The sequence below is a fragment of the Streptomyces malaysiense genome, from assembly GCF_000980885.2.
Classification (GTDB): domain Bacteria; phylum Actinomycetota; class Actinomycetes; order Streptomycetales; family Streptomycetaceae; genus Streptomyces; species Streptomyces malaysiense.
In genome coordinates this window covers 36,969-63,375 of the sequence record NZ_LBDA02000068.1, presented here as the reverse complement: position 1 = coordinate 63,375, position 26,407 = coordinate 36,969, and the positions used below count along the sequence as shown (strand labels likewise).

The window sequence follows — 26,407 nt, the reverse complement described above, 5'->3', positions numbered from 1 at the left end:
GCCGGTGCGGCCGACGCCGGTCTGCACCTCGTCGGCGATCAGTGGGACGGCGCGGTCCGCGGTGATGCGGCGCATCCGGCGCAGCCAGTCGTCCGGGGCCGGGAGCACCCCGCCCTCGCCCTGCACCGGTTCGAGGATCATCCCACCGGGCAGCGGCACTCCGGACTTGGGGTCGTCGAGGAGCGACTCGGTCCAGCGGGCGGCGAGTTCGGCGCCGCGCGGGCCGCCGACCCCGAAGGGACAGCGGTAGTCCTGCGGATAGGGCAGCCGGACGGCCCGGACCTCGGGCGCGCCCCCGGAGACGGCCAGCGCGCCCGCCGTCATGCCGTGGTACGCGCCGGTGAAGGCGAGGACACCGGAGCGGCCCGTCGCGGCCCGGACCAGTTTGAGCGCGGCCTCGACGGCGTCCGTCCCGGCCGGTCCGCAGAACTGCACCCGCGCCCGCCCGGCGAGACCCGGCGGAAGGGTGCGGAACAGCTCGGTGATGAACGCGTCCTTGACCGGGGTCGCGAGGTCGAGGACGGACAACGGGGCCCCGGAGTCGAGGACTTGCCGCACCGCCTCCAGGACCACCGGATGGTTGTGGCCGAGCGCGAGCGTGCCCGCGCCGGAGAGGCAGTCCAGATAGCGGCGGCCGTCCGCGCCCTCGATGGTCAGCCCGCGCGCCCGCACGGGCACGATGGGCAGGGCCCGTGCGTAGGTGCGCGCGGAGGACTCGCGCGCCGACTGGCGCCGCAGGATCCCCTCGTGCACGGCACCCGCCGGCCCGTGCGCTTCTTCCGCCAACGACTCGGTCACGGCCACGGCTGGCTGTCCTCCCGCTGTTAACAGGCGAGTTGATCCACGGGGAACCAAGGACAGGCAGCGGGCCCCCCGCCGCCTACAACCGCTCACCGGGCGCCGGGGTCACGGCCTCGCCCCGGATCGGTACGCCGGTCCGCGCGCCGCTCGTAGCGAAACCGTTGCCGTTCCGGCGGAGGCCGGGGTCGCCGAACGCATAGGGTGTGATGCCGTTCCGAAAGGTCATGGCACCGGCCCGAACTCTCCCTGAGAGGACCGCCGGTGTCCTGGCCGAGCGCCGAAGTTCCGTCACCACACGGGGAGTCACGAGCATGCGATCCATACGGCCGTCGTCCACCACCCGGCGAGGAGGGGGCATCCGCACCCGCCGCGCCTCGACCTCGCTGGCGGCGGTCACCCTCGCCTCGGCGCTGGCGCTGACCGCCACCGCCTGCAACGGCGACGACCAGGCCGGCGGCGATCCGTCCGCCTCCGCGGCCGCGGCCGCCACCGGCGACGGCAAGGTCAGGATCCCGGACGATGTGCGCCAGAAGCTCAAGGAGCACGGGATCGACATCGACAAGTGGAAGAACGGCGCCTGGAAGGACTGGAACCGCAAGGACTGGCTGCGCGAGGCCAACGACTTCATCAACCCGATCATCAAGGGCCTGTGGAACCCGGACCGGATGCGGCACGCGGGCGACCCGGACAAGGGCGTCGACGGCAACGACATCTCCGGTGACCAGGGCGTGACCGACCCGACCCCGCAGCCGGTGAAGGCGCGGCAGGTCGCGGCGCCGTACCACGCCGGCGCGGCCACCTCCGGCAAGGTGTTCTTCGACTCCCCCGAGGGCCACATGGTCTGCTCGGGCACGGTCGTGGAGGACCCCGCGCACCCGGGCAAGTCCAACCTCGTCTGGACGGCGGGCCACTGCGTGCACGCCGGCAAGAGCGGCGGCTGGTACCGCAACCTCGCCTTCGTGCCGTCGTACAACAACGCGGCCCGGTCGGTCGACCAGCTCCAGCACGCCTCCCGCGAGCAGATCGCCCCGTACGGCGTCTGGTGGGCGGACGCGGCGCAGACCTCCCAGCAGTGGATCGACAAGGGCGGCGAGACCGGCGGCGACGGGGCGCCGTACGACTTCGCGGTCATCCATGTGACGCCGGAGCAGGGCAGCGGCGGCAAGTCGCTGGAGGAGACGGTCGGCGGGGCGCTGCGGGTGGACTTCGACGCGCCGGCCGTGCCGAAGGTGGCGCGCATGACGGCCTCGGGCTACCCGGCGGCGCCGCCGTACGACGGTCAGCTGCTGTACCAGTGCCAGGACAAGCCGGGCCGGCTCTCGATGAACCAGGCCGACCCGACGATGTACCGGATCGGCTGCACCATGACCGGTGGCGCCTCCGGAGGCGGCTGGGTGGAGACCGGCTCGGACGGCAAGCCGGCCCTGGTGTCCAACACCTCGATCGGCCCGGTGTCGTCCGGCTGGCTGGCGGGTCCCCGCTTCGGCGACGTGGCCAAGGGCGTGTACAAGTCGGTCAGCGACAAGTTCGCCGGGCGGTGAGCCCCGCGGGAGCGCGAAGGCCGCGGGACCGCCGAGCCGTAGGACGGTCGCGGGACCGCCGAGCCGTAGGACGGTCGCGGAACCGCGGGACCTGACGGCGAAGGCCCGCCGCCCCGAGGGGGTGGCGGGCCTTCGTGCTGCCGTGGGTCAGGTCGCGGAGACCGGCGTGTACGGCGCCAGGTCCGCCGCCAGTTCCTCGTGCACCCGGACCTTGAGCAGGGTGCCCTCCGCGGTGTGCTCCTCGGAGATCACCTCGCCCTCCGTGTGGGCGCGCGCGACCAGCTTGCCGTGGGTGTACGGCACCAGCGCCTCGACCTCGACCTCGGGGCGCGGCAGCTCGTCGTCGATGAGCGCGAGCAGCTCGGCGATGCCCTGGCCGGTGCGGGCCGAGACCGCGATGGAGCGCTTCTCGACGCGCAGCAGCCGCTGGAGGACCAGCGGGTCGGCCGCGTCCGCCTTGTTGATCACGACGATCTCGGGCACGTCGGTGGCGCCGACGTCCCGGATGACCTCGCGCACGGCGGCGAGCTGCTCCTCGGGGACCGGGTGCGAGCCGTCCACCACGTGCAGGATCAGGTCGGAGTCGCCGACCTCCTCCATGGTGGAGCGGAACGCCTCGACCAGGTGGTGGGGCAGGTGCCGGACGAAGCCGACGGTGTCCGCCAGGGTGTACAGGCGACCGCTCGGGGTCTCCGCGCGGCGCACGGTCGGGTCCAGGGTCGCGAACAGCGCGTTCTCGACCAGGACGCCCGCGCCGGTGAGCCGGTTGAGCAGGGAGGACTTGCCCGCGTTGGTGTAGCCCGCGATGGCGACGGAGGGCACCTTGTTGCGCCGGCGCTCCTGGCGCTTGATCTCGCGGCCGGTCTTCATGTCCGCGATCTCCCGGCGCATCTTCGCCATCTTCTCGCGGATCCGGCGCCGGTCCGTCTCGATCTTGGTCTCACCGGGGCCACGCGTGGCGAGGCCGCCGCGACCGCCACCCATCTGCCGGGACAGCGACTGGCCCCAGCCGCGCAGCCTCGGCAGCATGTACTGCATCTGCGCGAGCGCGACCTGTGCCTTGCCCTCCCGGGACTTGGCGTGCTGGGCGAAGATGTCCAGGATCAGGGCGGTGCGGTCGATGACCTTGACCTTGACGACGTCCTCCAGCTGGATCAGCTGTCCGGGGCTCAGTTCACCGTCGCAGATCACGGTGTCCGCGCCCGTCTCGAGGACGATGTCGCGCAGCTCCAGGGCCTTGCCGGAGCCGATGTAGGTGGCCGCGTCGGGCTTGTCGCGGCGCTGGATGACGCCGTCGAGCACGAGGGCGCCCGCCGTCTCGGCGAGGGCGGCCAGCTCCGCGAGGGAGTTGTCGGCGTCCTGCGCGGTGCCGGTGGTCCACACGCCGACGAGCACGACCCGCTCCAGGCGGAGCTGGCGGTACTCGACCTCGGTGACGTCCTCCAGCTCGGTGGACAGACCCACCACGCGGCGCAGGGCCGCGCGCTCGGAGCGGTCGAACTGGTCGCCGTCCCGCTCTCCGTCGATCTCGTGGCTCCAGGCGACGTCCTCTTCCATCAGGGCATCGGCCCGAAGACCCTCGGGGTAGGCGTGCGCCGTGCGCTTGGCGTCCTGGGAAGGGGAAGAAGAGGAGGTCATTGGATCCTTACGTCGATGGGAGTGCCGTGGCGGCGTCGGTACGGCGGCCCGGCCGGACCGCTCGTCGTGGTCAACGCTCGGGTACCCCGGGAGATTCCCGTGTCCCGCGCGGCGCCGACCCGAAGATGGTCGCACGGGGCGGTGCGTCGCGTCACCGTGTTATCGCGGGGCCGGAGCGGCACCGCCGCCCCCGTTTCCGGGGGCCGGGGCGCTGTCCGCCCGCTCACCGGTGGGCCGGCCGCTTGGCCGCCTTCGCGGACTTGGCGGGCGCCTCGTCCGGCTTCCAGTCCGGGTGGCCCGGCATCGGCGGGGTCTTCTCGCCGTACAGCCAGTCGTGCAGGAAGCCGCCGAGGTCCCGGCCGGCGACCCGGGAGGCCAGGGCGACGAAGTCGGCGGTGGAGGCGTCGGCGTCGCGGTGGTCGCGGACCCAGAGCCGCTCCAGTCGCTCGAAGGCGGGGCGGCCGATCTCCTGCCGCAGGGCGTAGAGGGCGAGGGCCGCGCCGTCGTAGACGCTGGGCCGGAAGATGCTGATCTTCTGGCCGGGCTCGGGCAGTCTGGGCCGGGCGGGCGGACCGCCGGAGGCGCGCCAGCCGTCGGAGGCACCGTAGGCGGCCTTCATCCGGTCGACCATCGGCCGGTGGCCCTTCTCCTCCGCGTACAGGGCCTCGTACCAGGTCGCGTGCCCCTCGTTCAGCCAGACGTCGGACCAGGCGCTGGGGCTGACGCTGTCGCCGAACCACTGGTGGGACAGCTCGTGCACCATGACCGACTCGACGTACCACTTGGGGTACGCGGGCTCGGTGAACAGGTTCTTCTCGAAGAGCGAGAGGGTCTGCGTCTCCAGCTCGAACCCGGTGGTGGCGTTCGCCATGATCACGCCGTAGGTCTCGAACGGGTACCGGCCGACCTTGCTCTCCATCCAGGCGATCTGGTCGGGCGTCCTGGCGAGCCAGGGTTCGAGGGTCTCGCGGTCGACGCTGGGGACGACGTCGCGCAGGGGCAGTCCGTGGGGGCCCTCGCGATGCGGCACTGCGGAGCGGCCGATGGAGACCTGGGCCAGCTCGGTGGCCATGGGGTGCCGGGTGCGGTAGGTCCAGGTGGTGGTGGCGCCGGTGCGCCTCGATCCGGCGGGCAGGCCGTTGGCGACCACCGTGTAGGCGTTGGGCGCGGTGACCCGGAAGGTGAACATCGCCTTGTCGGACGGGTGGTCGTTGCACGGGAAGACCAGGTGGGCGGCATCGGCCTGGTTCGCCATGACGAGTCCGTCGGTGGTGGGCACCCAGCCGCCGTCGCCCTTCTGGTCCCCGGCCGGCCTGGGGTCGCTGGTGTGCCGCACGGTGATCCGGACCCAGTCGCCCCGGCGCAGGGGCTGGACGGGGGTGACGACCAGGTCCTCCCCGGCGCTCCGGAAGTCCGCGGGGATCCCGTCGACCTCGACGGAGCGGACGGTGCCGCGCGCGAAGTCCAGGTTGAGGCGGTCCAGGTCGGCGGTGACCCAGGCGTCGATGGTGGTCACGGCCTGGAGCGGCTCGTCGTTGGCGCCGGGGTAGGTGAGGTCCACGTCGTACGACGCGACGTCGTATCCGGGGTTGCCCAGCGTCGGGTACAGCCGGTCGCCGATGCCGAGCGGCACGGGCGGGGCGGCGGCGCCGAGCAGGCACAGGGAGCAGACGGAGGCGGCGGAGGCGAGCAGGACGGCCTTGCGGCGGCGGGGTGCCGTCCGCTGCCGGCCGGCGGGGGCAGGGGTGTCCCGGTGGCGGGGGTTGAGCAGCATGGACCACCGCTACCAGCGCCCGCCCGCCGTACGGCGGCGACGCGCGCCCGGCCCACCCGAACGGATTGCCCGCGGTGAGCGGGTGCCGGAACGTACGGCCCGCCGCTCGCGGGCCGCCCGGACGTACGGCCCGCCGGGGGGACCGGGGTACCGGTGCCCGGTCGTCCGTCAGGGGAGCCTCGGGGCCAGTGCCTGGTGCCGGGTGCGGCTCACGTCGTAGACGCCCGGGACGTCCCGCATGGCGCGCATCAGGGACGGCAGGTCCGCGGCGTCCGGGAGCCGGAGGGTGTAGGTGTGGCGCACCCGCTGCTCGCTCGGTGGCTCCACCGTGGCGGAGACGATGTCGCCGCCCGCCAGCGCGATGGCCTCGGTGAGGTCGGCGAGCAGCCCCCGGCGGCCGAACGATTCGGCGACCAGGGTGACCCGGCACGCGGTGCTCTCCCCCCAGCGCACTCCGATCTCCGTGCGCCCCCGGCTCTTCATGTGCGCCACCGCGGCGCACTCCGCCCGGTGCACGGTCACCACTCCCCCGCGTACCGGGAAGCCGGTGATCTCGTCGGGCGGCACGGGCGTGCAGCATCCGGCGAGGCGTACCGCGGCGCCGGGGCGGTCGGTGCGGACGTCGGCGCTCCGGGGGCGTCCTCCGGGCCGGGTCTCGTGGGCACGACGTTCGCGGAAGTCCGCGTCGGCGCGGTAGCCGGCCGGCTCGTCGGCCGGGGTGCCACCACCGGGGTGCGTGGTCAGCCAGCGCTGGATGGCGATGCGGGCGGCCGGGGTGTGGGCGTGCTCCAGCCACTCGCGGGAGGGCTCCGAGGCGGGGTCCTGGCCCATGAGGAGTTCGACGGTGTCGCCGTCCTTCAGGACCGTGCTCAGCCTGGCCAGGCGGCCGTTGACGCGGGCGCCGATGCAGGCGTGCGCGTCCTCGCCGTACTGCCCGTAGGCCGCGTCCACGCAGCTGGCGCCCTCGGGCAGGCCCAGGGTGCCGCCGTCCGGGCGGAAGACGGTGATCTCGCGGTCCTGGGCGAGGTCCTCGCGCAGGGTCGACCAGAAGGTGTCCGGGTCGGGCGCGGCCTGCTGCCACTCCAGGAGGCGGGAGAGCCAGCCGGGCCGGGTGGGGTCGGCGCGCTCGCCGTCGGCGGGCTCGTCGGCACCGGGGGCGTCGGTGGCGGAGGCGTAGGGGTTGCCGAGCGCGACGACGCCGGCCTCGGCGACCTTGTGCATCTGGTGGGTGCGGATGAGGACTTCGACCACCTGGCCGTCGGGGCGGGCGACGGCGGTGTGCAGCGACTGGTACAGGTTGAACTTGGGAACGGCGATGAAGTCCTTGAACTCCGAGACCACCGGTGTCATACAGGTGTGCAGTTCGCCCAGCACGCCGTAGCAGTCGGCGTCCTCGCCCACCAGCACCAGCAGCCGGCCGAAGTCGGTGCCGCGCAGCTTCCCGCGCTTGCGGGCCACTCGGTGCACGGAGACGAAGTGGCGCGGGCGGATGAGGACTTCGGCGGAGATGCCGGCCTCGCGCAGCACCCCGCGCATCTCCTCGGCGACGGCGGCGAGCGGGTCGGCGGCGCGGGCGGCGTTCTCCGCGATGAGTTCCCTGGTGTGCTCGTACTCCTCGGGGTGCAGGATGCCGAAGACCAGGTCCTCCAGTTCGGTCTTCAGGGCCTGGACGCCGAGGCGTTCGGCGAGCGGGATGAGGACGTCGCGGGTGACACCCGCGATGCGCGCCTGTTTCTCGGGGCGCATCACGCCGAGGGTGCGCATGTTGTGCAGCCGGTCGGCGAGTTTGATCGACATCACGCGCACGTCACTGCCGGTGGCGACGAGCATCTTGCGGAAGGTCTCGGGCTCGGCGGCGGCCCCGTAGTCGACCTTCTCCAGCTTGGTGACGCCGTCGACCAGGTAGCGGACCTCCTCGCCGAACTGCTCGCGCACCTGATCCAGCGTCACCTCGGTGTCCTCGACGGTGTCGTGCAGCAGCGAGGCCGTCAACGTCGTTGTCTCGGCGCCGAGTTCGGCGAGGATGAGGGTCACGGCGAGCGGGTGGGTGATGTACGGCTCGCCGCTCTTGCGCGTCTGGCCGCGGTGCGAGGACTCGGCCAGTACGTAGGCGCGGCGCAGGGGTTCGAGGTCCGCCTCGGGATGGTGGGCGCGGTGCGCCTCCACCACGTGACCGATCGCGTCGGGCAGTCTGTCCCGGGCGGTCGGCCCGAGCAGCGCGGCCCGGCCGAGCCGGCGCAGGTCGATCCTGGGCCGGGACTTCCGGCGCACCGACGCGGGTGCCACCGCGGCCGTCGCGGCCGTGGGCACTACCGGGACCGGGGTCGAAGGGTTCGTGGCCTCCGCACTCATGGGCACCTCCGGCTCGTGGACCGGCGGACGGATCCCCAGGGCATGCGCGGCTCAGGTTGCCGACGCTCCCCCGTCCGTGCCGGTGCTTGATGCTACCGAGCCCACCACGTGCGACAGACCGCCTCTCGCCGAGCGTGAAACGGATCACCCAATCGAGCGACGAAAAGGAGGTTTAAGTTTTGCGCCACCTGCCCTGGCATCGCCCGTGGATTCGATCCGGCCCCGGGCCCGGGAACCGCTGCTCCGGGTGCCCGAGGCCGTTCCGAGGGCGACTTCGGCAGGTCAGCGAAGGGCGTTTTCCAGCCACTCGCCGTCGATCGTGCCTTCGGCGACGATCACCGCGGGGCCGGTCATCTCGATCTGCCCGTCCGGCCGTTCGGTGATGACCAGGCGGCCGCCGGGCACGTCCACGGTGTACGTGGCGGGGGTGCCGGTGACGGCCGGGTCGGCGCCGTCGCGGCGGGCGGTGGCCACGGCGACGGCGCAGGCACCGGTGCCGCAGGAGCGGGTCTCGCCGGAGCCGCGCTCGTGCACCCGCATCGCCACGTGGCGGGGGCCGCGGTCCACGACGAACTCCACGTTGACCCCCTCCGGGTAGGCGCCCTCGGGGCTGACCGGCGGCGGGGTGTACAGGTCGCCCGCGTGCGCGAGGTCGGCCACGAAGGCGACCGCGTGCGGGTTGCCCATGTTGACGTTGCGCGCGGGCCAGCTGCGCTCGCCGACGCGCACCGTGACGTCCCCCTCGGGGAGGCGGGAGCCGCCCATGCCGACGGTCACGTCCCCGTCCTTGGCGATGTGCGCGCGCTTGACACCGCCGCGGGTGGCGATGGCGAGGTCGCCCTCGGCGACATGCCCGGCGTGCTGGAGGTAGCGGGCGAAGACGCGGACGCCGTTGCCGCACATCTCCGCGATCGAGCCGTCGCTGTTGCGGTAGTCCATGAACCACTCGGCCTCGCCGGCCATCCGCCGTGCCTCGGGGTGCGCGGCGGAGCGCACCACGTGCAGTACTCCGTCGCCGCCGATGCCGGCCCGGCGGTCGCACAGGGCGGCCACGGCGGCCGGGGACAGCTCGATGGCGTTGTCGGGGTCCGGCAGGATCACGAAGTCGTTCTCCGTGCCGTGCCCCTTGAGGAAGGCGATCCGCGTGCTCATTCCTCGATCGTACGGGGTCGGTACGACAGCGGTTCGACGGCGACCACGGGGCACGGGCCACGGGGGCTCGGCGGGTTTCTCCGGCGCGGTCAGCGCAGCCGGGCCACGCGCCCCACGGCGAGTACGGCCACCACGGCGACCAGCAGGACGTAGCCGAGGACGACGCGCCAGTCCGGGCGGCGGCCCGAGCCGCGCGGGGGCAGGCCGGGCCAGGTGTAGCCCACGCGGCGGGCGGCCATCATGCCCCAGCCGGCGGCGCAGCAGCAGATCAGCAGGCCGAGCATGGCGATGACCGCGCCGCTGTCGCCGTCGAAGGCGAGCGGGAAGGCGAACATCAGGGAGCCGACGGCGGAGAGGCCCACGATGGGCGCGAGCTGCCAGATGCGCAGCCGGCGCTGCGGGCGCAGCTCGACCTCGACCTCGGGACCGCTGGTGTACATCTCCTCGGGCGCCGGACCGTCCTCGGTCACGCCGTCCGTGCTCTCGTCGGGCCCGTCGTCGGCGAGCCGGTCCTCGGCCTCGGTCACGAGACCGTCGTCGAGGTCGTCCTGGGGACCTTCTCCGAGGTCCTCCCGACGATCTTCCCGACGGTCCTCCCGGAGGTCTTCCCGACGGTCCTCTTGAAGTCCCTCGCCCTGGTCCGGTCGCTCACCCTCGGTGGTGACGCGCTCGGCACCCGGTGCGGTGTCGCGAGGGCCGGCCTCCATCGCCACGCGCCCTCCCAACTAGGACTCCACTTGGTCGATCGAAGCACGATGATGGCACGGCGCCGGAGGCGCCGATGACCGGCGGCGCATCCCGATGCCATCACGTGATCAGGCTGTGACCGGTCGTTCGACCAACGTCAGGGCCTGCCGCGGAAGTTCCCCGCGGTCGGCCGCGGCGCCGCTCAGCCAGTGCACACGGGGGTCGCGCCGGAACCAGGAATCCTGCCGGCGCGCGAAGCGCTTGGTGGCGCGCACGGTCTCGGCACGCGCCTCCGCTTCGGTGCATTCACCGGCCAGCGCCGCGAGCACCTGCTGGTATCCCAGCGCACGCGAGGCCGTGCGCCCCTCGCGCAACCCCCGCGCCTCCAGCGCGCGCACCTCGTCCACCAGACCGTCGTCCCACATCCGGTCGACGCGGCGCGTGATCCGGTCGTCCAGCTCCGGGCGGGCCACGTCGACGCCGATCTGGACGGTGTCGTAGACCGAGTCATGACCGGGGAGGTTGGCGGTGAAGGGCTGCCCGGTGATCTCGATCACCTCGAGGGCGCGGACGATACGGCGGCCGTTGCCGGGCAGGATCGCGCGGGCGGCCTCGGGGTCGGCGGCGGCCAGGCGGGCGTGCAGGGCGCCGGAGCCGCGCAGGGCCAGCTCCTCCTCCAGGCGGGCGCGGACCTCGGGGTCGGTGCCGGGGAACTCCAGGTTGTCGACGGCGCCGCGGACGTACAGCCCGGAGCCGCCGACGAGGATCGGCCAGCGGCCCTCGGCGAGCAGCGCGTCGATGTGGCCGCGGGCCAGCTTCTGGTACTCGGCGACCGAGGCGGTGACCGTGACGTCCCAGACGTCCAGGAGGTGGTGCGGCACGCCGCCGCGCTCCTCGGGTGTCAGCTTGGCGGTGCCGATGTCCATCCCCTGGTAGAGCTGCATCGAGTCGGCGTTGACGACTTCGCCGCCGAGTCGCTGGGCCAGGAAGACGCCGAGATCTGACTTTCCGGCCGCGGTGGGTCCGACGACGGCGATGACGCGGGGGGCGGGGGATGCGCTGCTCACCGCACCAGTCTCGCAAACCTCGCGGCGCGGTCTCGAACGAGTTACGTGACGGAGCCGGCCGCCGGGTCGTTGCCCGAGGTGAGGTGTCCTGTACGGGCCGTCCGACGCGGTGACCCGGGCGGCGTGGCCGTACGCACCGCGTGACGCGGGAAATCGCCCGCGCGAGTACCGTATGGAGTGGATATGGGCATGATTTCACGGCTCCTGGGCAGGTCGAGGACGATTCGGCGGACGTCGGCGGAGGCGGCCGGGGCGGAGGAACCGGAGCCGGCGAGGACGACCGGTGCGCAGGAGTCGTCCGAGGCCACCCAGATCCCCCGGCAGCAGTCCGCCAAGGGCGTCCGCGAATAACCCCCGACGGAAGGTGGACCATGGGTCTGTTCGACAACATGAAGGCCAGGCTCGGCCCGGCCAAGGACAAGGTGTCCGACCTGGCGCGCCAGCACGGCGGCAAGGTGTCGCAGGGCCTCGACAAGGCGGCCAAGGCCGTCGACGAGCGCACCAAGCACAAGTACAGCGACAAGATCCAGGCGGGCACGGGCAAGGCGAAGGACGCCATGGACCGCCTGGCGCAGAAGGACGAGCATCCGGACGGCACGCCGGGCGCCCGGCCGAATCCCCCCGCGCCGCCGCAGGGACCGCCGCCGGCCTCGTGAGCCGGCGGCCGGGCGCGCGTCCCCGCCGGTACGCCAGGGCCTCTCCGGAAGAGAGGTCCTGCTAGGACCAGGTGGCGACCATGTATCCCACGCCGTACGGCGCGTCCTCGTACAGCAGGTCGCCGTCGAGGTCCGCACCCTCGGCGGCGCCGGCCAGGATCTGCCAGGGGGCGCGGCCCGACGACTTCAGGGCGCGGGCGAGGGCGGCGTCCAGGGAGAGCAGGGCGGGGAGGTCGGCCGCGGCCAGGGCGCGGGCGGCCGCGGCGTCGTAGGGGGCCGCGCGTTCGTCCAGGTAGCCGGGGGCCTTGACCGTGCGGCACGCGCTGCCGTCGCCCAGGACCAGCAGGGCCACGCGGTCGGCGCGGCCCCCGAGTTCCCGGCCGGTCCCGGCGCACCGCTCGGGCGCGAGCGTCTCCTCGGCGCCGAGCCCCTCCACCGGGGCGTCCGCCCAGCCGGTCCGCTCCAGCAGCCAGGCGCCGACGGCCAGCGAGGACGGCAGCTCGCGCTCCGCCGCCGCGGCCTGGGCGGCGGCCCCCAGACGGACGTCCAGGTCGACGCCGTACCCCTTGAAGGAACCCCGGGTGCCCTGCGGGAACGTCCCGCCGTCGCCCGGCCCCGCGGGTCCGACGACGACCAGCAGCTCCGGGCGGGCGGCCGCGAGCACGCCGAGCGCGTCCGTGCAGGCCGCGCGCGCGGTGTCCATCTCGGGAGCGGCACCCGCGGCGACCTCGGGCACGAGCAGCGGCGGGCAGGGGCAGACGGCGGCGGCGAGAAGCATGATCGGCAGGGTAACCCGGCACCGCCGCGACCGGGCGGCCCGGGATCCAGGGACCCCCCGGAGCCGGCACGGCTCATGGGGGCGGCCACCGGGGGCCGGCGCCACCTCGGCACCCGGCCTAGGCGCGACCGCTCACGCCAGCCCCCTCGGCACCGGCGTAGCTTCACGACCGGTGCCCCACGAGGGCCGGCGCCGCCTCACCGAGCCGCTCCCGCCGGCCGGGAGCGGCTCGGTCGGTCCGCTCGCTCCCGTCAGTCGCAGCCGCAGCCGCTGGTCGCCGCCAGCAGCGGCGCCGGGACGCCGACCTTCGGCAGGCCCAGCATGACGCCGGCCGGCTCGGCGGCGGCCACGGCCGTGCGCTTCTCCCAGGCGTCGCCGGCGCGCGTACGGCGCACCGCGAGGACCTCGCCCTCGGCGAGCAGGTGGTGCGGGGCGGCGTACGTCACCTCGACGGTGACCACGTCACCGGGCCGCACCTCCTGCTCCGGCTTGGTGAAGTGGACCAGCCGGTTGTCGGGGGCGCGTCCGGAGAGCCGGTGCGTGGCACCGTCCTTGCGGCCCTCGCCCTCGGCGACCATCAGCTCCAGCGTGCGGCCGACCTGCTTCTTGTTCTCCTCCCAGGAGATCTCCTCCTGGAGGGCGACGAGCCGCTCGTAGCGCGCCTGCACGACCTCCTTGGGGATCTGGTCGTCCATGGTCGCGGCCGGCGTCCCGGGCCGCTTGGAGTACTGGAAGGTGAAGGCCTGCGCGAACCGCGCCTCGCGCACGACGTGCAGCGTCTCCTCGAAGTCCGCCTCGGTCTCGCCGGGGAAGCCCACGATGACGTCGGTGGTGATCGCCGCGTGCGGGATCGCCGCGCGCACCTTCTCGATGATCCCGAGGTAGCGCTCCTGCCGGTAGGAGCGGCGCATCGCCTTGAGGACCTGGTCCGAGCCGGACTGGAGCGGCATGTGCAGCTGCGGCATCACGTTCGGCGTCTCGGCCATGGCGGCGATGACGTCGTCGGTGAAGTCGCGCGGGTGCGGGGAGGTGAAGCGGACCCGCTCCAGACCGTCGATGGCCCCGCAGGCGCGCAGCAGCTTGCTGAAGGCCTCTCGGTCGCCGATGTCGGAGCCGTACGCGTTGACGTTCTGACCAAGGAGCGTGATCTCCGAGACGCCCTCGGCGACCAGCGCCTCGACCTCGGCGAGGATGTCGCCGGGCCGGCGGTCCTTCTCCTTGCCGCGCAGCGCCGGGACGATGCAGAAGGTGCAGGTGTTGTTGCAGCCGACGGAGATCGAGACCCAGGCGGCGTACGCGCTCTCGCGGCGCGTCGGCAGCGTGGAGGGGAACGCCTCCAGCGACTCGGCGATCTCGACCTGCGCCTCCTCCTGGACGCGGGCGCGCTCCAGCAGCACCGGAAGGCTGCCGATGTTGTGCGTGCCGAAGACGACGTCCACCCAGGGCGCCTTGCGCACGATGGTGTCGCGGTCCTTCTGCGCGAGGCAGCCGCCGACCGCGATCTGCATGCCGGGCCGGGACGCCTTGCGCGGCGCGAGCCGGCCCAGGTTGCCGTACAGCCGGTTGTCGGCGTTCTCCCGTACCGCGCACGTGTTGAAGACGACGACGTCCGCGTCGCCGTCGGCGTCCTCCGGCGCCCGTACGTACCCGGCTTCTTCCAGCAGCCCGGCCAATCGCTCGGAATCGTGGACGTTCATCTGGCACCCGTAGGTGCGGACTTCGTACGTCTTAGATGATCGAACGTCCACTGCCGGGCTCCGGTCACTGCTGCTGGTCATGCCCTCAAGGGTAGGCGGTCCGCGGAGACCGTCGTCCCGGCGCCCCTGTCCGTCGCACGGCACCCGCCGCGGCGGCGATTCCGGAGGGCCTCCTTCCAGGCGCGTCCGCGGGACTGCCGCTCCGTGGGGCCGGGACCGCGGAGGGTGCGAGGGCCCGGGGTGCGCCCCGCGCGAGGGGAGGGGAGGCGCGCCTTCTGTCCGCGCCGGGTGCCCGTCCGGGTACGCGGCGCGGTCGCCGACCGTGCCGGCGGGCGGACGCCACCTGGCGCGCCGCACGGAAACCCGCTCGATCGAGCTACGCACGGCATCCGGAGCAATGCGGCCGGGTGAGGCGGGCTCCGGAAGCCCCCCGGTGTTTGGGTGAGCGAGGACGGCTCACCACACTGGGAGGACCTCACGGTGGACGATCGGGCAGACCACGCGTGCACGCACCCGGCACGCCCCCCGCGCGGCGGGGCCGCCGTGCGCGGAGCCGGGTGCCGCCGGTGAACGGGGTGGTGGAACTGCTGGCCCAGGAGCCGGCGCAGCTGCTGCCGGCAAGGGAACTGATGGCCTTCAGCCTCGGTGTCCACATCCTGATGGTGCCCTTCGGCGTCGCCCTGCCCTTCATCACCCTGCTGATGCACTTCCGGGCCCTGCGCACCGGCGACCCGGTGGCCTGGCTGCTGGCCCGCCGCTGGTCGGCGGTGATGGCCGTGCAGTTCGCGGTGGGCGTGGTGACGGGGACGGTGCTGTCCTTCGAGTTCGGGCTGCTCTGGCCCGGAATGATGGGACGCTGGGGAGACGTCTTCGGCCTCGGGTTCGGTGTCGAGGCGTGGGCCTTCTTCCTGGAGGCCGTGCTGATCTCGGTGTACCTCTACGGATGGCGCCGCCTGGGGCGGTGGACCCACTTCGCCCTCGGTGTGCCGCTGCCCCTGGTCGCCCTGCTGGGCGCGTTCGGCATCCTGGCCGCGAACTCCTGGATGAACTCCCCCCGGGGTTTCCGGCTCGGCGCGAACGGCGACCCCGTGGGGGTGGACGTGCGCAAGGCCGTGTTCACCCCGATGTTCGGCCCCGAGTACTGGCACTTCGTGGTGGCGATGTTCATGACCGCGGGTTTCGTGGTGGGCGGCGTGTACGCCACCGGTCTGTGGCGGGGGCGGCGGGACCGCTACCACCGGCTGGGCTTCACCGTCCCGTTCACGGCCGGCGCGGTGCTCGCCCCGGTCCAGCTCTTCCTCGGCGACTTCATCGCCCGGTCCGTCTTCCACCAGCAGGCGGTGAAGTTCGCGGCGATGGAGCTGGTCTGGAAGACCGACACGCACGTCCCCGAGTACATCTTCGGACGGCTGAACCCGGACGGCTCGGTCTCCGGCGGCATCAAAATCCCCCAACTCGACTCCGTGCTCGCCGGGTTCCGCCCGAGCACCCGGGTGACGGGTCTGACCTCGGTAGCGGCCGACGACCGGCCGACCGCGAGCCAGGCGACCATCGCGCACACGGCCTTCGACGTGATGGTCGTCCTCGGCAGTCTGCTGCTGCTCCTCGCGCTCTGGTACGCCTGGGCCTGGTGGCGCCACCGCGACCTGCCTCGCTCCCGCTGGTTCCTGCGCGCGGCGGCGGGGGCGGGCATCGCCTGTCTGATCGCCGTCGAGGCCGGCTGGGTGACCACCGAGGTGGGCCGCCAGCCCTGGATCGTCTACGGGTACATGCGGGTCTCCGAGGCGGTCACCGCCACCTCCGCCGGCACCCTGTGGGCGGTGCTGGGGGTGGTCGTCCTCGGCTACGCCACGGTGCTGACGGTGTTCGTCGTCGTCCTGCTGCGGATGCGTACCCGGTGGCGCGACCAGGACGAGCGGAACGGGGCACGGCAGGGCGCCCGGCCCTCCGCCGGCGAACCGCCGGAGAGCGCGACACCCTACGGGCCGCGCCCGCATCGTGTCCCGGGCGGCCGCCGATGACCGCCGATGTCGTCGCCTGGGTGCTGCTGCTGGCCGTGGTCGCCTACGCCTGCGGGGGCGGGGCCGACTACGGCGCCGGGTTCTGGGACCTGCTCGCCGGCGGAGCGCGCCGCGGGAGCCGTCCGCGCGAGCTGATCGACCACGCCATGGCACCGGTGTGGGAGGTCAACAACGTCTGGCTGATCTTCGTCCTGGTGGTCATGTGGACCGGTTTCCCGGTGATGTTCCAGACGGTGTTCACCGTGCTGTGGCTTCCGCTGACGCTGGCCGCCTCGGGACTGGTGCTGCGCGGGGCGGGCTTCGCCTTCCGCAAACCGACCCGGCGGCTCGCCGAGCGGCGCGTCTACGGGGCCGCCTTCGCCGTCGCCTCGGTCCTGACGCCGTACTTCCTCGGCGCGGCGGTGGGCGGTGTCGCCTCGGGCCGGGTGGCACCGGGCGCCGCCGCCTCGGTGTCCGCCTGGACCAACCCCACCTCGGTGCTGTCGGGGCTGATGACGGTGGCCGCCGCCGCCTTCCTCGGTGCCGTCTTCCTGTCCGGGGACGCCCGCGCCTACGGGGCCCCGGACCTGGTCGACTACTTCCGCCGGCGCGCGCTGTGCACGCTGGTGGCGCTGGCGGTGCTGGCCGGCATCGGCCTCGTGCTGACCCGGCATGACGCGCGTTACGTGCACGAGCGGCTGACCGGCGGGGCGGGGCTGGCCCTGGTGTGCGTCGCGGCGGTCTGCGCGCTGGCCGCGGTCTGGCTGCTGGTGCGCGGCGCGCCCACCCAGTTCACCCGGGCCGCCGCCGTGGGCTCCGTCGGGGCGGTGGTCGTCGCCTGGGGCCTGGCCCAGCGCCCCTACCTGCTGCCCACCTCGCTGACCGTGGCCGAGGGGGCGGGCGCGCGGGCCACGATGTTCTGGCTGATGATCGTCTCGGTGGTGGCCGTGGCGCTGGTGGGTCCGGCCCTGGTGCTGCTCTACCGTCTGGAGAGCCTGGGTGAGCTGGTGCCGGACCCGCTGGTCAGTGAGGGTCCGGAAGACTCCACCGGTACGGAGCGATGAGCTGCCGGATCCGGTCGGGCCCCCAGGAGCCGGGGGCGTAGGGCTCGACGGGCGGCGGCTCCCGCAGCAGGGGGGTGGCCACCTCCCACAGCCGTTCGATGCCGTCCGAGCGGGTGAACAGGGACTGGTCCCCCAGCATGGCGTCCAGGATCAGCCGCTCGTAACCCTCCAGCGCGTGCTCCTCGTTGTACGAGCCGGCGTAGTGGAAGACCATCTCGGCGTTCTCCAGCCGCATCGCGGGTCCGGGTTCCTTGGTGAGGAATCGGGCCGTGATGCCGCCGGGATCGTCGAAGTCGATCACCAGTCCGTTGCCGCGCAGGTCGGAGCCGCGGTGGGCGTCCAGCGGGAACATGCGCAGCACCGGCTCGCGGAAGCCCAGGGTGACGAGGTGCCGGCCCTGGGCGAGGGACTTGCCGGACCGCAGGAAGAAGGGCACGCCGGACCACCGCCAGTTGTCCAGTTCGGCGCGCAGGGCCACGAAGGTCTCGGTGTCCGAGTGCGGGTCCACTCCCGGTTCGTCGCGGTATCCCGTGTACTGGCCGCGGACGACGTGGGCCGGGTCCAGCGGCCGCAGGGACTGGTAGACCTTTTCCTTCTCGTCGCGCAGGGCGTGCGCCTCCAGCGTGGTCGGGGGTTCCATCGCCACGAACCCCATGAGCTGGAAGAGATGGGTGACGACCATGTCCCGGAAGGTGCCGGTCCCTTCGAAGAAGCGGGACCGGCCCTCGATCCCGATCTCCTCCGGTACGTCGATCTGGACATGGCTGATGTGGTCCCGGTTCCAGATGGGCTCGAACAGGCCGTTGGCGAACCTCAGGGCCAGGATGTTGTCCACCGACTCCTTGCCCAGGAAGTGGTCGATGCGGAAGACCTCCGACTCGTCGAAGACGGCGTGGAGCGTGGCGTTCAGGGCCTGAGCCGACGGCAGGTCGGTGCCGAAGGGCTTCTCCACGATCACGCGCGCGTTCCGCGCGAGACCCGTGTCCCCGAGCAGCCCGACGACGGAGGCGAAGGCGGCCGGGGGCACGGCGAGATGGAAGAGCCGGCGTGGCCGGCCGCCGAGCGCCTGCTCCGCCGCGCGTACGGCGTCCAGCAGTGGCTGCGGGTCCTCCGGGTCCGCGGCACCAAAGCCGAGCGTCTTCTCGAACGCGTCCCACGCCTCGCCCCGGGGTTCCAGCCGGCTGAACTCGCCGATCGCGTCGCGGGCGTGGGCGCGGAACTCCTCGTCGCCGAGGGCCTCGGCGGCGGGTGCGGATCCCACCACCCGGTAGTGCTCGGGCATCAGCCCGGCGACGGCCAGATGGAAGAGTCCCGGCAGCAGCTTGCGGCGGGCCAGGTCACCGGTCGCGCCGAAGAGCACGATCACATGGGGGTCCGGGCGCCGCTCCGGGGGCGTGGCCGCAGACACGGCCGGGGACGGGTCCGGGTTCGGCTGCGACACGGTTCAGCCCGCCTTCTCGGCGTGCCCGCCGAACTCACCGCGCATCGCCGACAGCAGTTGGTCGGTGAACTCGCCAAGCCCTCGGGAGTCGTACCGCTGGTAGAGGGCCGCGGTGATCACCGGAGCGGGCACGCTCTCGTCGACCGCGGCCAGCACCGTCCACCGGCCCTCGCCGGAATCGGAGACCCGGCCCGCGAACCCGTCGAGCCCCGGCGAGCGGGCCAGCGCGTCGGCGACCAGGTCGACCAGCCAGGAGCCGACCACGGAACCGCGCCGCCACACCTCGGCGACCTCCGCGACGTCGATCTCGTAGGCGTAGGCGTCGGGGTCGCGCAGCGGGGCGGTCTCGGCGTCGACCGACCGGTCGCGCAGCCCCGCGTCGGCGTGCCTGATGATGCTCAGGCCCTCGGCGATGGCGGCCATCATCCCGTACTCCACCCCGTTGTGGACCATCTTCACGAAGTGGCCGGCTCCGCTGGGCCCGCAGTGCAGGTAGCCGTCCGGGGCGGTGCCGGTGGTCGCGGTCCGGCCGGGGGTGGGCTCGGCGGCTCCGGCACCCGGGGCGATCGTGCGCAGGAGCGGGTCGAGGCGCAGGACGGCCTCGCGGTCTCCGCCGACCATCAGGCAGTATCCGCGTTCCAGACCCCAGACGCCGCCGGAGGTGCCGCAGTCCACGTAGTGGACACCACTGGGCGCGAGTTGCCGGGCGCGGGCGATGTCGTCCCGGTAGTAGGAGTTGCCGCCGTCGATCAGGACGTCCTCGGGCGCGAGCAGGCCGGCCAGTTCGTCGACGGTGCGCCCCACCACGCCGGCGGGCAGCATCAGCCAGATGTTCCGCGGCCGGTCGAGCTTGCCGACCAGGTCCTCCAGCGAGGTCGCCGCGGTGGCGCCCTCCTTCTCCAGCTCCCCCACGGCGTCGGCGTCCAGGTCGTACACCACGCAGGTGTGGCCGTCGCGCATGAGCCGGCGCACCAGGTTGGCGCCCATGCGGCCGAGCCCGACCATGCCGAGGTGCATCGGGGTGTCAGTCGGCACGGTCCACCTCCGCGTCGCGCGGGGTGTCCCGGCGGGTGCCGGGGTCCGGGTGGCGTCGCTCGGGCGTGCGCCGGGCGGGGTGCTCGTGAATGGGTGTGGGCATGGTGGCGCTCCTCCGTTCACTGCGCGGCGAGCCGGGTGGAGACGTCAGGCGACGGTCTCCGGTACCCTCCGGCCGGCCGGAGACGTGCCGGCCGGCCGGTACGGCAGCGGCCGCGGCGGCGCGGAGGCACGTTCCCCGGACAGGAGGAAGGGATCCCGGTCGGGCCGGACGGGGTGGTGCGGGTCGCGGCCCTGGAGTTCCCGCAGCGGGGCGTACCCCTGCCACAGGGCTGACGCGACGGGGCCGGTCCCCGGGGGCGTGGCGGCGTGTCCTGGCTCCGCCCGCCGGACGGCGTCCACGCGCGGGCCGCGGACGGTGTCCGCCGGCGGAGTGTCCTGATCGGTCATGGGCAGCGGTCCGCTCCCTTCGAGACTCCTGCCCTCCCAGTACACGACACACCGCCGCTCCCCGCAGCCCAGCACGCGGCGGCCGCCGTCGCCACGGGGTGCCGGCGGGTCAGGAGTGCGGGACGACGGCGACCGGGCAGGCCGCGTGGTGGATGACCGCGTGGGTGACGGCGCCGAGGTGGCTGCCCGACCGCGCGCGGCGTCGGCCCACGACCACGAGCCCGGCTCCGATCGCGGCCTCGACCAGGTGCTCGGCCGCCCGTCCGGCGGTGGCCTCCTCCACCACGTACACCTGGGGGAAGCGCTCGCGATAGGGCCGCACCGCCTCCTTCAGCGCCGCCGCTCCCGCCTCCGCCCCCTCGCTGCCCGCGCCGTGCGGGTGCCAGGGGTGGTGCAGGGCGGTCAGATGCCAGGTGTGCACCACCTGGACGGGTACGGAGCGCCGTGCGGCGAAGTCGAAGGCGAACTGGAGCAGTTCCTCGCCGGGAGAGCGGACGTCCAGGCCCACGACGACGCGGCCGTCCCCGTCCGGTTCGGTCCCGCGGACCAGTACGACCGGGCTGTGCGACTCCCCGGCCACCTCCTGTCCCACGGAGCCGGCCGTGAAGCCGGTGCCGGCGCCGAAGCCGTGCGAACCGAGCACCACGAGCCCGGCGTCGGCGGAGGCGGCCACCAGCACGCTGCTCGGCGCGTCCTCCACCTCCTGGTCGCTGACGGTGATCCCGCTGTGGCGGGACCGGACCCGAGCCGCCGTCTCGGCCAGCAGGCCCTGCGCGCGTTCGGCCAGGACGTCCCGGGCCGGACGGACCGCCACGAGTGCGTGCTCCTGCCAGAGCGAGGCGTTCACCAGGCGCAACTCGGCGCCCCGGAGCGCGGCTTCGTCCGCGGCCCAGTCGACCGCCGCCACGCTCTCCTCGGAGCCGTCCACTCCCACCACGACGCGTCCCGACATATCCGCTTCTCCTCGTGTAGGGGTCATCCGTGGGCGGCCGCCCGGAACCCGGCCCGGAGGATTCTGCGCACCCATATCATGATGCACAACAAAAGCTTCCATTCCGGTCATATCGAGCAAGGTGTCCAGCGCCCTCCCGAGGGAGGAGCGGTCGCGCCCGGCCACCCGGACACGCCCGCCCGGAGCGTCACGAACGGCACGGCACCGAGGCGGCTCCCGAACGGAGCGTCCCGCCGCGGCCCGTGAAGGCCCTGGACCACCCGGCGGCGCTCGGCGCGGACGGACCGGGCCGCGCCCGCCCGGACGCGCGGACCGGCCGGGCGCTCCGCGCCGAAGTGCCGTGCGTCGCGCGCCGGTTCGCCCTCCCTCCGGCGCACCCCGCGCGCGGGGCCACGCACACCCCGCTCCCCGTCGCACGCCCGCCGTCGGCCGCGACCACGGGTCCGCATCGAACAGGCCCGCGGGGCCGCGGCGAAAAGCCGGTGGAGAACCGGACCCCGGCACGCCTAAGGTCGCCGGATGGACACCCGAACCTTCCGCATCACCGTGCGCGGCGCCTTCGACGGCCTCACCGACGACCAACGCGCCGCCCTGCTCGCCGACGCCGCCGCTCATGACGTGCTGCGCGCCGCCTTCACCCCCGAGGGCAGCCTGACCTACGACATCGCCGCCCGGCCGGCCTTCGTCTTCCGCTTCTCGGCCACCGGGAAGGAGGAGGAAGACATCCTGGAGGCCACCGAACACGCCGAGGCGGCGGCCGGGGCATGGCTGGCCGAACGGGGCTACGGATTCAAGAACCTCCGCTCCTCCGCCGAGGACCTCTCCCAGGCCCCCCTGAGCAAACGCCAGCGCCGGGCGGCACGGACGTCCGACGCGTGACGCCGTCATGCTCATCCGTGCCATAAACTTGAGCACTCAAGGAAATGTCAAGGAAACCTCCAGGAGCTGCTTCCGGATGGACATGGACCATGAGTGACGCCCTGGACGCCGCCCTGCGCCTCGTGCGGGCCCAGGCCGCGCTCGTACGGCGGTTCGACGCCCGGCTCGGTGGGCTGCACGGAGTGAGCCTCGCCGATTTCACCCTGCTGCTACGGCTGGGGCAGGCACCCGGCAACCGGATGCGGCGGGTCGACCTCGCCGAGGCCCTGGGGCTGACGGCCTCCGGGGTCACCCGCGCGCTGGCTCCCCTGGAGCGGATCGGGCTGGTGACCCGGGAGCCGGACGCCCGGGACGCGCGCGTGGCCTACGCGTCGCTCACCGGCACGGGCCGGGCCCGCCTGAAGGAGATGCGGGCCACGGCCGAGGAGACCGCCGGGGACCTCTTCGCCGCCCCGGCCTGGGGGGAGGAGGAAGTCCCGCTGCTCGCCGCCCTGTTGACCCGGGTGGGCGGTACCGGCCCGCGGGCCTGACCCGGGGCAGGCCACGCGGGCGCGGTCGGCAGCGCCCGCCGGACACCCGCCCGCTCCCTGGTCCGGCACGCCCGAACGGGAGGCCCTAGGCTCCCGTCTCCGCCCCGCCGTCCCGCGCCGCCGGCACCCAGCCCTGGCGGCGCAGGACCGACGACACGTCCGGTGCCCGGTAGTGCTCGCCCTTGAGGACCTTGCCGTCGGCACGGCGGCTGACCTGTCCGTCGGGGCCGATCTTGCTCATGTTGGCGCGATGGACCTCGGCGATCACCTGGTCCAGGTCGATGCCGTGGACCAGGGCGGTGCCGTACGCCACGTACACCACGTCCGCCAGCTCGTGCGCCAGCTCGTCCAGCGGGCCCCCGACCGAGACCTCGCCGACTTCGGCGGCCTCCTCGGCGAGCATGTCCCAGCGGTGGGCGGCCAGTTCGGGGGAGACCTCGGTGGGGGTGCTGCGGGCGTCGAGGCCGAAGGCGCGGTGGAACTCACGGACGAGATCGACGGGCGAAGTGCTCATGCGTCGACCCTAACGGCCACCACCGACGGCGCCCGTCGCCCGGCGGCCTCCCGGCCGCGGACCGGCCCGCGGCCCACCTCACAGCCCCGGACCTGGTCAGCGCCGTGCCTCGCCTGGCAGGATCGCCGCATGTCCAAGCTCTTCCCCCGCGCCGGCGGACGCCGGGCGCTGCCGGCCGCGGCCGCCGGTGCCGTCGCCCTCGGTCTGCTGCTGTGGTGGCTGCTGCCGCTGGGCGAGAAGCCGCCGAGCGGGACGATCGTCTTCAGCACCGGCACCTCCAAGGGCGTCTACCAGGAGTACGGCGAGCGGCTGCGCACCGAGCTGGCCAGGGACATGCCCGGCCTGAAGGTGAAGCTCCTCAACAGCGCGGGCTCCCAGGAGAACGTGCGGCGGGTGGCGACCGGGAAGGCCGACTTCACCATCGCGGCGGCCGACGCGGTGCAGGCGTACGGGCTGGCGCACGGCCGCGGGGCCGGGAACCTGCGCGGGGTGGCCCGGCTCTACGACGACTACGTGCACCTCGTGGTGCGCGGCGACTCGGACATCCACGGCATCGAGGACCTGCGGCACAAGCGGGTGGCGACCGGACTGCCCAACTCGGGGGTGAGGCTGATCGCCGACCGGGTGCTGCGGGCCGCCGGCATCGATCCCCACACGGACATCACCCCCGCCGCCGACGGCATAGACACCGGGCCCGACCGGCTGGAGCGGGGCGGGATCGACGCGTTCTTCTGGTCGGGCGGCCTGCCCACCAAGGGTCTGGCGGCGCCGGCCGAGAAGGGTGCCTTCCGATTCGTCCCGCTCGACGGCGACCTCGTCACCGAGCTGCACGCGCAGGGCGAGGAGACGCGGTACTACCGGGCCACCAACATGCCCGAGTCGGCCTACCCGGACGTCCAGCACGGCGTCGAGGTACCGACGATCGCGGTGGCCAACCTGCTGATGACCCGCGCGGACATGGACCCCCGGCTCACCGAGTGGGTGACCCGCACCGTGATCAAGAGCCGCGACGGCATCGGCGCCCACGTCCACTCCGCCCAGCTTGTGGACCTGCGCACCGCCATCTACACCGACCCCCTCCCGCTCCAGGAGGGCGCCCGCCGCTACTACCGCTCGGTCAAGCCCTGAACCTCGGCACCGACACCGTCACCCGCAGCCCCCGCGGCTCGTGCGGGCCGTAGGCTATCGAGCCGCCGCCCGCCTCCAGGAGGGCGCGGGTTATGGACAGCCCGAGCCCGGAGCCCTTGACGTTCTGATGGCGGCCGCTGCGCCAGAAACGGTCGCCGACACGCGCGAGTTCCTCCTCGGTGAGGCCGGGCCCGGTGTCGGTGACGACGATCCTGGAGGTGTCCCCCTCGAAGGAGACGGCGACGTCCACCGCGCCTCCCTCGGGGGTGAACTTCACCGCGTTGTCGATCACCGCGTCCAGCGCGCTGGACAGGGTGATCGGATCGGCCCAGCCGGTGGTGGCCGGGCAGTCACCGGTCAGCCGGACCCCCTGGGCCTCGGCGGCCGGAGACCAGGCGGCCAGCCGCTCCTCGGCGAGGGCGCCGATGTCGGTCAGGCTCAGATCGGCCTCGGCGTGCTCGGCGAGCGCCAGGTCCAGCAGGTCGTCCAGGACCTGGGCGAGGCGCTTGCCCTCGGTGCGCACCGAGGCGATCTCCTCGTTTCCCTCCGGGAGTTCGAGCGCGAGCAGTTCGATGCGCAGCAGCAGCGCGGACAGCGGGTTGCGCAGCTGGTGGGAGGCGTCCGCGACGAAGGCGCGCTGCTGTTCCAGCACCTCCTGGACGTGGTCCGCCATCTCGTTGAACGAGTGGGCGAGGCGCCGGAGTTCCGGGGGCCCGCCGGCGGCCGCCACCCGGGACTTCAGGCGTCCGGTGGCGATGTCGTGGGTGGTGGCGTCCAGGACCCGTACCGGCCGCAGCACCCAGCCGGTCAGCCGCAGCGCCGCGGCGACGGCGAGCAGCATGGCGGCGATCTCGCCGACCCCGATCAGCAGGCAGTCGTGCAGGATCCGCAGGCGCAGCGGTCCGGTGGGCGAGTCGGTGACGACGACCGCGATCACGTCTCCGTCCCGGATCACCGGCGAGGCGACCACCAGCCGGCTGTGCTGCCAGGGCCACGCCTGCGGGGAATCGTGGCTGCGCCGGCTGAGCAGCGCCTCGTCGAACGCCTCCCGGACCTCCCCCGACCGCGGTACGAACCAGTCGCCGGGCGCGTTGGCCATGGCGGAACCGTTGCGGTAGAAGACGCCGGCGCGGATGCCGTAGACGCCGTGGTAGCTGTCGAGTTCGCTGCGCAGGGCCTCCCAGCGCTCGTCCGTACCGGTGCGCCGGGAGCCGCCGGGGCCCTCGGTGACGAACTGGGCGAGCGCGGCGAAGCGGGCCGTGTCGTCGATCCGGTCGACCACGACCCGCTGCTGCTCGGAGGCGGCCATGCTGACGGCGAGCGGGACGCCGAGGGCGAGGAGTACGGCCGCCATCAGGACGATGAGCAGCGGCAGCAGCCGTGTGCGCACCCGTCCCCGCTAGGCGGCCGGGGCGACGAGCCGGTAGCCGACGCCGCGGACGGTCTCGATGAGCGCGGGCAGGCGCAGCTTGGCGCGCAGGGAGGCGACATGCACCTCCAGGGTGCGTCCGGTGCCCTCCCAACTGGTCTGCCACACCTCGCTGATGATCTGCTCCCGCCGGAAGACCACGCCGGGGCGCTGGGCGAGCAGCGCCAGCAGGTCGAACTCCTTGCGGGTCAGCTGGACGACCGAGCCGTCCACGCTGACCTGGCGGGTGGGCAGTTCGACCCGCACCGGACCGAGGCGCAGCAGGCCCTCGCCGGTCTGGGCGGGGTCCTCGTGGGTGGTGCGCCGGCTCACGGCGTGGATCCGGGCGAGCAGTTCCCCGGTGTCGTACGGCTTCACCACGTAGTCGTCGGCGCCCAGGTTGAGCCCGTGGATGCGGGAGCGGACGTCGGAGCGGGCGGTGACCATGATCACCGGGGTGCTGGTGCGCTTGCGGATCTTGCCGCAGACCTCGTAGCCGTCCTGGTCGGGCAGCCCCAGGTCGAGCAGGACCACGCCGAAGCCGTCGCTCTCCGGGACGAGCGCGCGCAGGGCCTCCTCGCCGTTGCGCGCGTGGGTGACGTCGAATCCGTGCCTGGTCAGCACGGCGGACAGGGCCGCGGCGACGTGGTTGTCGTCCTCGACGAGCAGCAGTCTCATTCCGGCCCCCTCCGGTTCAGTGGTCGTACGGACATCGTTTATCCGCCTCGCAGATCATCTGCCCGCACGCGGGCACCATGGCAGTGACGCCGATGGAGCAGGACGCCGTCAAGTGGCTTCCGGTTGCCCGTCGCTTCCGTTATGCGGCCGATACGCATCCTGAGGGTTACCGCTACGACATGTGT

The 26,407-nt window shown here is 73.4% G+C and carries 24 protein-coding genes; 8 read left to right on the top strand and 16 right to left on the bottom strand.

From position 1 onward, the window contains the following. A partial coding sequence (locus VT52_RS27325) for an aminotransferase class III-fold pyridoxal phosphate-dependent enzyme (protein ID WP_143070923.1) occupies nucleotides 1–804 on the bottom strand: 804 nt, incomplete at its 3' end. Nucleotides 805–1,112: 308 nt separating this feature from the next. On the opposite strand from VT52_RS27325, the gene VT52_RS27320 reads away from it, so the two are divergent. Then, the gene (locus VT52_RS27320; RefSeq protein ID WP_107481462.1) at nucleotides 1,113–2,342 is read left to right on the top strand and encodes a trypsin-like serine peptidase; all 1,230 of its coding nucleotides are present in this window, start codon (nucleotides 1,113–1,115) and stop codon (nucleotides 2,340–2,342) included. Nucleotides 2,343–2,489: 147 nt separating this feature from the next. On the opposite strand, the gene hflX is transcribed toward VT52_RS27320, so the two are convergent. From hflX to miaA, 6 genes are all read right to left on the bottom strand, one after another. Beyond that, nucleotides 2,490–3,980, bottom strand: a complete 1,491-nt coding sequence (gene hflX, locus VT52_RS27315; protein WP_046420698.1) for a GTPase HflX — start codon at nucleotides 3,978–3,980, stop codon at nucleotides 2,490–2,492. 223 nt (nucleotides 3,981–4,203) lie between these two features. Further along, a complete protein-coding gene (locus tag VT52_RS27310; protein WP_046420695.1) occupies nucleotides 4,204–5,754 on the bottom strand; it encodes a M1 family metallopeptidase in 1,551 nt (516 codons plus the stop codon). Nucleotides 5,755–5,922: 168 nt separating this feature from the next. Next, nucleotides 5,923–8,106, bottom strand: a complete 2,184-nt coding sequence (locus VT52_RS27305; RefSeq protein ID WP_046420692.1) for a RelA/SpoT family protein — start codon at nucleotides 8,104–8,106, stop codon at nucleotides 5,923–5,925. A gap of 282 nt (nucleotides 8,107–8,388) precedes the next feature. Then, nucleotides 8,389–9,258, bottom strand: a complete 870-nt coding sequence (gene dapF, locus VT52_RS27300) for a diaminopimelate epimerase (protein WP_046420690.1) — start codon at nucleotides 9,256–9,258, stop codon at nucleotides 8,389–8,391. An 89-nt stretch (nucleotides 9,259–9,347) separates the two neighbouring features. Further along, on the bottom strand, nucleotides 9,348–9,971 hold the full coding sequence (locus VT52_RS27295; protein WP_079175300.1) for a hypothetical protein: 624 nt from the start codon (nucleotides 9,969–9,971) through the stop codon (nucleotides 9,348–9,350). A 102-nt stretch (nucleotides 9,972–10,073) separates the two neighbouring features. Further along, nucleotides 10,074–11,012 (bottom strand): tRNA (adenosine(37)-N6)-dimethylallyltransferase MiaA, encoded by a 939-nt coding sequence (gene miaA, locus VT52_RS27290; protein ID WP_046420687.1) that lies wholly within the window; start codon nucleotides 11,010–11,012, stop codon nucleotides 10,074–10,076. Nucleotides 11,013–11,201: 189 nt separating this feature from the next. On the opposite strand from miaA, the gene VT52_RS38180 reads away from it, so the two are divergent. Beyond that, nucleotides 11,202–11,363: a hypothetical protein gene (locus VT52_RS38180; RefSeq protein WP_167377746.1), complete on the top strand. Its 162-nt coding sequence runs from the start codon at nucleotides 11,202–11,204 to the stop codon at nucleotides 11,361–11,363. A gap of 20 nt (nucleotides 11,364–11,383) precedes the next feature. Then, nucleotides 11,384–11,668 (top strand): antitoxin, encoded by a 285-nt coding sequence (locus VT52_RS27285; RefSeq protein ID WP_046420685.1) that lies wholly within the window; start codon nucleotides 11,384–11,386, stop codon nucleotides 11,666–11,668. A 61-nt stretch (nucleotides 11,669–11,729) separates the two neighbouring features. On the opposite strand, the gene VT52_RS27280 is transcribed toward VT52_RS27285, so the two are convergent. Both VT52_RS27280 and miaB read right to left on the bottom strand, forming a co-directional pair. Further along, nucleotides 11,730–12,446 carry a class III extradiol dioxygenase subunit B-like domain-containing protein gene (locus tag VT52_RS27280; protein WP_046420682.1) on the bottom strand — a complete coding sequence of 239 codons (717 nt, stop codon included), beginning with the start codon at nucleotides 12,444–12,446 and terminating at the stop codon, nucleotides 11,730–11,732. A 251-nt stretch (nucleotides 12,447–12,697) separates the two neighbouring features. Continuing rightward, nucleotides 12,698–14,224 carry a tRNA (N6-isopentenyl adenosine(37)-C2)-methylthiotransferase MiaB gene (gene miaB / locus VT52_RS27275; RefSeq protein WP_079175299.1) on the bottom strand — a complete coding sequence of 509 codons (1,527 nt, stop codon included), beginning with the start codon at nucleotides 14,222–14,224 and terminating at the stop codon, nucleotides 12,698–12,700. A 548-nt stretch (nucleotides 14,225–14,772) separates the two neighbouring features. Here miaB and VT52_RS27270 point away from each other — a divergent pair. Together VT52_RS27270 and VT52_RS27265 are read left to right on the top strand one after the other, a co-directional pair. Next, complete coding sequence (locus VT52_RS27270) at nucleotides 14,773–16,164, top strand: cytochrome ubiquinol oxidase subunit I (protein WP_079175301.1); 1,392 nt, start codon at nucleotides 14,773–14,775, stop codon at nucleotides 16,162–16,164. Continuing rightward, a complete protein-coding gene (locus tag VT52_RS27265) occupies nucleotides 16,161–17,207 on the top strand; it encodes a cytochrome d ubiquinol oxidase subunit II (protein WP_046420676.1) in 1,047 nt (348 codons plus the stop codon). Before VT52_RS27270 ends, VT52_RS27265 begins: the two co-directional genes overlap by 4 nt. On the opposite strand, the gene zwf is transcribed toward VT52_RS27265, so the two are convergent. From zwf to VT52_RS27245, 4 genes are all read right to left on the bottom strand, one after another. Further along, entirely contained in the window at nucleotides 17,167–18,648 is a 1,482-nt protein-coding gene (gene zwf / locus VT52_RS27260) for a glucose-6-phosphate dehydrogenase (RefSeq protein WP_420856312.1), read from the bottom strand. The two genes, VT52_RS27265 and zwf, sit on opposite strands and share 41 nt — an antisense overlap. A gap of 3 nt (nucleotides 18,649–18,651) precedes the next feature. Then, complete coding sequence (gene gnd, locus VT52_RS27255; protein ID WP_046420673.1) at nucleotides 18,652–19,683, bottom strand: phosphogluconate dehydrogenase (NAD(+)-dependent, decarboxylating); 1,032 nt, start codon at nucleotides 19,681–19,683, stop codon at nucleotides 18,652–18,654. Nucleotides 19,684–19,830: 147 nt separating this feature from the next. Next, the gene (locus VT52_RS27250; protein ID WP_046420671.1) at nucleotides 19,831–20,133 is read right to left on the bottom strand and encodes a hypothetical protein; all 303 of its coding nucleotides are present in this window, start codon (nucleotides 20,131–20,133) and stop codon (nucleotides 19,831–19,833) included. Nucleotides 20,134–20,242: 109 nt separating this feature from the next. After that, nucleotides 20,243–21,085 carry a universal stress protein gene (locus tag VT52_RS27245; RefSeq protein ID WP_046420668.1) on the bottom strand — a complete coding sequence of 281 codons (843 nt, stop codon included), beginning with the start codon at nucleotides 21,083–21,085 and terminating at the stop codon, nucleotides 20,243–20,245. A 519-nt stretch (nucleotides 21,086–21,604) separates the two neighbouring features. Between VT52_RS27245 and VT52_RS27240 the strand changes: the two genes are divergently transcribed. Together VT52_RS27240 and VT52_RS27235 are read left to right on the top strand one after the other, a co-directional pair. Next, a complete protein-coding gene (locus VT52_RS27240; RefSeq protein WP_046420666.1) occupies nucleotides 21,605–21,964 on the top strand; it encodes a DUF6204 family protein in 360 nt (119 codons plus the stop codon). An 89-nt stretch (nucleotides 21,965–22,053) separates the two neighbouring features. Then, nucleotides 22,054–22,494: a MarR family winged helix-turn-helix transcriptional regulator gene (locus VT52_RS27235; protein WP_046420664.1), complete on the top strand. Its 441-nt coding sequence runs from the start codon at nucleotides 22,054–22,056 to the stop codon at nucleotides 22,492–22,494. A gap of 85 nt (nucleotides 22,495–22,579) precedes the next feature. On the opposite strand, the gene VT52_RS27230 is transcribed toward VT52_RS27235, so the two are convergent. Next, entirely contained in the window at nucleotides 22,580–23,008 is a 429-nt protein-coding gene (locus tag VT52_RS27230) for a pyrophosphohydrolase domain-containing protein (RefSeq protein WP_046420661.1), read from the bottom strand. Nucleotides 23,009–23,137: 129 nt separating this feature from the next. On the opposite strand from VT52_RS27230, the gene VT52_RS27225 reads away from it, so the two are divergent. Beyond that, nucleotides 23,138–24,136: a TAXI family TRAP transporter solute-binding subunit gene (locus VT52_RS27225; protein WP_046420660.1), complete on the top strand. Its 999-nt coding sequence runs from the start codon at nucleotides 23,138–23,140 to the stop codon at nucleotides 24,134–24,136. On the opposite strand, the gene VT52_RS27220 is transcribed toward VT52_RS27225, so the two are convergent. Beyond that, nucleotides 24,126–25,526 carry a sensor histidine kinase gene (locus VT52_RS27220; protein WP_046420658.1) on the bottom strand — a complete coding sequence of 467 codons (1,401 nt, stop codon included), beginning with the start codon at nucleotides 25,524–25,526 and terminating at the stop codon, nucleotides 24,126–24,128. The two genes, VT52_RS27225 and VT52_RS27220, sit on opposite strands and share 11 nt — an antisense overlap. Before the next feature lie 9 nt (nucleotides 25,527–25,535). Beyond that, entirely contained in the window at nucleotides 25,536–26,222 is a 687-nt protein-coding gene (locus tag VT52_RS27215; RefSeq protein ID WP_046420656.1) for a response regulator transcription factor, read from the bottom strand. Between the last annotated feature and the right edge of the window lie 185 nt (nucleotides 26,223–26,407).